The sequence below is a fragment of the Methanobrevibacter ruminantium genome, from assembly GCF_016294135.1.
Classification (GTDB): domain Archaea; phylum Methanobacteriota; class Methanobacteria; order Methanobacteriales; family Methanobacteriaceae; genus Methanobrevibacter; species Methanobrevibacter ruminantium_A.
The window spans coordinates 1-4,238 of sequence record NZ_JAEDCO010000067.1 but is presented as its reverse complement, the minus strand read 5'-3'; the positions used below and the strand labels follow the sequence as shown (position 1 = coordinate 4,238).

4 protein-coding genes are annotated in these 4,238 nt (G+C 32.8%); all 4 read left to right on the top strand.

All coding sequences use genetic code 11. The features are described 5' to 3' along the window. Positions 1-240: 240 nt before the first annotated feature. The 4 genes from VW161_RS08725 to VW161_RS08710 all read left to right on the top strand — a co-directional run bounded on the left by VW161_RS08725 (position 241) and on the right by VW161_RS08710 (position 4,120). Complete coding sequence (locus VW161_RS08725) at positions 241-915, top strand: response regulator transcription factor (RefSeq protein ID WP_325192949.1); 675 nt, start codon at positions 241-243, stop codon at positions 913-915. After that, the gene (locus tag VW161_RS08720; RefSeq protein WP_325192948.1) at positions 912-1,946 is read left to right on the top strand and encodes a sensor histidine kinase; all 1,035 of its coding nucleotides are present in this window, start codon (positions 912-914) and stop codon (positions 1,944-1,946) included. Before VW161_RS08725 ends, VW161_RS08720 begins: the two co-directional genes overlap by 4 nt. A 92-nt stretch (positions 1,947-2,038) precedes the next feature. Then, a complete protein-coding gene (locus VW161_RS08715) occupies positions 2,039-3,097 on the top strand; it encodes an NAD-dependent epimerase/dehydratase family protein (protein WP_325192947.1) in 1,059 nt (352 codons plus the stop codon). An 18-nt stretch (positions 3,098-3,115) separates the two neighbouring features. After that, positions 3,116-4,120, top strand: a complete 1,005-nt coding sequence (locus tag VW161_RS08710) for a sugar phosphate isomerase/epimerase family protein (RefSeq protein ID WP_325192946.1) — start codon at positions 3,116-3,118, stop codon at positions 4,118-4,120. The last annotated feature ends 118 nt before the right edge of the window (positions 4,121-4,238 follow it).

Here is a 4,238-nt window from a genome sequence, read left to right as displayed (position 1 = left end):
ACTAGTGTACTCAACTTAGAAAAATTTGTTTACGAGGCTAGAATTGACGGATACTCTTTTTGAAAAAGCACCTTATGCTGAAACTGAAAATGACTGGAAAAAGCTTCTCCCCTGGAATATTGAAATTACTCCATATAAGAATCGTGAAGAATGGATTTAAATTGTGGTATAATTATAAATTTAATTTGGGGATACATTATAATATTCATGTATACCTGGTCAATCAAGAAGGTAAATTATATGGTTACAGTATTACTGATAGAAGATGATGTAAATGCTAGATTAGTAACAAAATTACATCTCAGAAATGAATATAATGTATTAGAAGCGTCAAATGGAATAGAAGCATTGGAGATTTTAGAATATTCAAAAGTGAACTTGATTATTGCAGATGTTATGATGCCCCAAATGGATGGTTATGAATTTGTTAAGCAGTTTCGTTTAGTTGATAAAGTGACTCCAATTCTTTTGCTGACTGCAAAAAATGGATTGCAGGATAAAAAAGAAGGATTTGCTTTGGAAATTGATGATTATATGACAAAACCAGTTCATTACGAGGAATTGCTTTGGAGAGTACGGGCTTTATTAAGAAGAGCACAGATTAATTTTGAAAAGAAGATTATTATTGGAGAGTTAGAAATAGATGAGAGTAGCAATTCATTACGTCGCGGCAAAGAAAGTGTTACCTTGCCCAAAAAAGAATTTGAATTGTTATATATGCTATTATCGTATCCAAACAAAGTTTTTACAACATCAGAATTGTTGGATGAAATATGGGGATATGAAACAGATTCTGATGAAACTACTGTCAGGACACATATAAATCGACTTAGGAAGCGATTTGATGATTATTCGGAATTTAAACTTGTAACAATACGTGGATTAGGATATCGAGGTGAAATAAATAAGCAATGAATAAATTAGCAAATGGAAAGAAAAGATTTGGAATAATTCGTTGGGCGATTATTCTAGCTGTAATAGTTGATTGTCTGGCCGTTTTTTCCTATTTGGTAACAATAGCAATTAGATATTATTTGTTCGGAACTGCAAGTGACAATGTATTTATTTGGAGTTTGACAATTTACCAAATAATGGGTTCTTTGTGCGGAATTATTATTGCTGTTATTTCTGAAATTTTATACCGCAGAATGGGAAAATTATTGAATGGAATGAATGAGGTGTCGAATGGGAATCTGGATGTGGAACTTTCGTTGGATCATTCAGGTGAGTACAGGGTAATGTATGAAAATTTTAATCATATGGTACGTGAATTAAAAAATGCTGATGAACAACAAAAACAATTTATGAAGGACTTTTCACATGAGTTTAAAACTCCGATTCATTCTATAAAGGGGGTTGCTGAGTATTTATCAGAAAATGATCTTCCAAGAGAAGAGGAAAAAGAGTATTTGAAATTAATGGTGAAGGAAGCAGAGCGTTTGGCTAAACTATCTCAAAATACGCTTCTTCTTTCAAAACTAGATAATATGGAGATTATCAAAAATAAGAAAAAATTTCGTCTTGATGATCAGATTCGAAATTGTGCAATTCTTATGCTTCATCAATTTGAAGAGAAAAGAATTCAACTAAATGTACAGCTTCCAAAAATATTTTTTTGGGGAAATGAAGAATTATTACAAGAGGTATGGATAAATCTATTAGAAAATGCTCGCAAATACTCTCCTCAGGATTCAGTTGTTTCAATAATTGGAAAAGCAATTGATGGACATATTAGTATAGAGATCAGAGATGAAGGACAAGGAATGGATGATGATACAAAAAAACACATATTTGATCGATATTATCAAGGAGATTCTTCACATGAAACAATGGGATTTGGGTTAGGTCTTTCCATTGTAAAACGTATTGTTGAACTGAGTAATGGATCAATAACAGTGGAGAGCAAAGTAGGAGAAGGATCCACAATATATATTTATTTTAAGTAAAAAGCTTACCAATTTTGGTAGGCTTTTTTGTCATATAGGAATTTTTTTTAGTATCTATTTTATTTGAAAGTTTATGTTGAGTTTATATTGGCATGATAGCTTATTCAAAAATAAATATAAGAGAGGACAGAATAGTAACCATGAAGGACGATAGAGTTTTTTTATTAACAGGAGCAGCTGGGTTTTTAGGGAATAACATTGCGAAACAGTTAATGGAAAAAGGCTGTTATGTACGAGGTCTTGTATTGAAGGGAGATAAGGCAGTAAAGCATGTACCCCAAGGAGTGGAGATTGTTTATGGGGATTTAACTGATAAAAAATCATTAGAGAATTTTTTTGATGTAGATAACAAAGAGTTGATCTGTATACATTGTGCAAGCATTGTCTATTTAAAAGAAGAACCAAGTGAATTTGTATATCATGTAAATGTAGATGGTACACAGAACATTATTGATCTGTGTCTTGAAAAAAATGTTCAAAAGCTTGTATATGTAAGTTCAACAGGAACTGTATCAGAACTACCACATGGAGAGAAAATGAAAGAACCAACAGAATTCAATTTAGATGATATCGTTGGATACTATGGAAAGACAAAAGCAATGGCAACACAATTGGTACTTGATGCAGTAAAGGAAAAAGGATTAAAGGCTACTGTAGTATATCCAACAGGGATATGCGGACCTAATGATTATGCTGGAGGACCAGTATCTACATTTATTGAGCAGTACTGCAATGGAGGAAACAAGATAGGATTCCCCGGTTCTTTCAATTCAGTAGATGTCAGAGATTTAGCTTTTGGTACAATAGCAGCAGTTGATAGAGGAAGAATTGGAGAAGGATATATTTTAGGTAATGATGTTGTATGGATGAAAGATATGTTTTCTCATATTAGCCATGCAAGTGGAGTGAGTATGACAAAAATCATTCTTCCTATGTTTTTGACCAGAATAGTTGTAAAAATAAGTGTGATGATTGGAAAAATAACCAAGAAAGAACCGTTAATAACAGAACTAATGCTTTATAACCTTGTTAGAAATAATGAATTTGATAGCAGTAAAGCGAAAATGGAACTGGGCTATAAAACAAGACCATTTGAGGAAACAATTTATGATGAAGTAGAGTGGCTAAGAAGAGAAAAGAGAATAAAATAATAGAAATGAGGAAGAGTTATGAAGAAGAAAAAAATTATTCCAGTAGTAGCTATTATGTTGTTATTGGTTATAGTGATTGTTGTGAATAAATTAAATCAAGGTGAATCTACACATTATTCTATTCAGAATAGTACACAAGTTACCAGGTCAGTAGAGCAGTATGAAGAGAAGATTTCAATAGCTGTTCAACAGATTATGATTGGTACAAAATGCAATAATTATGAAACAGCTTTAGAGACTTTAAAAGAGATAAAAGATGCTGGATATGATGCAATCGAAATCAATGATTTCATGATACATAAAGCAGGTTTGACCGTAAAATTGATGACTAAGTTCGGAGGAATGCCTGTAGGAAATGGAGGAAAGCTTGATTGGCCATCACTTATTGAAGAAAGTGGTCTGGCTGTAATCAGTTTACATAGCTATTTGAATAGTATTGAGGATAATCCTGAAGAAGTGGCAAATGAAGCTAAATGCTTTGGAACAGATGTGGTTGTTATTACAGGCATGTATAATTTTGATTATTCAGATGAAACACAAGTACGAGAATTAGCAAACCGTTTGAACGTAGCTGGCGAAGAATTATCAAAATATGGAGTAAAATTGTTGTATCATAATCATAATGTTGAAATGCAGAAAGTAAACGAAAAGCAAACTGCATATGAAATAATTGTAGAAGAAACAGATCCTGCCTATGTTAATTTTGAGTTTGATAGCTATTGGATGACCGATGCAGGGGTGAATGTTCCAGAATTAATGGAAAAGATGGGAAATCGAATAAAGTTATGGCACATTAATGATCGAGGATGTAAGAAAACAGGCCCATATTATACCCCGATTTTGAAAGAAGATGCTACAGAGTTGGGGTATGGAAATATGGATTTAGAAACATTAACGGAGATTGCAATAGAAAATGGAGTAGAAGGAGTTATATTGGAAACACATCAAAATTGGATCAATGATGACCCTATCGAAAGTATAAAGGTAAGCTCGGAATTTATGAGAAAGCACTTTCGACAGTAGTCATATTGATTAAAACGGTATTAAAGCTTTTCATGTAACTATTCAGCACCTAAAATCCCAGGTATAATGCAGGATTTCCAGCAAAGGCAAGTTTTACAGCTTCAAAGGCGTTTATCCC

Bases quoted from the DNA above. Each gene is read 5' to 3' on its own strand.
- VW161_RS08720 (WP_325192948.1), top strand. From the start codon at position 912: ATGAATAAATTAGCAAATGGAAAGAAAAGATTTGGAATAATTCGTTGG.
- VW161_RS08710 (WP_325192946.1), top strand. From the start codon at position 3,116: ATGAAGAAGAAAAAAATTATTCCAGTAGTAGCTATTATGTTGTTATTG.
- VW161_RS08725 (WP_325192949.1), top strand. From the start codon at position 241: ATGGTTACAGTATTACTGATAGAAGATGATGTAAATGCTAGATTAGTA.
- VW161_RS08715 (WP_325192947.1), top strand. From the start codon at position 2,039: ATGATAGCTTATTCAAAAATAAATATAAGAGAGGACAGAATAGTAACC.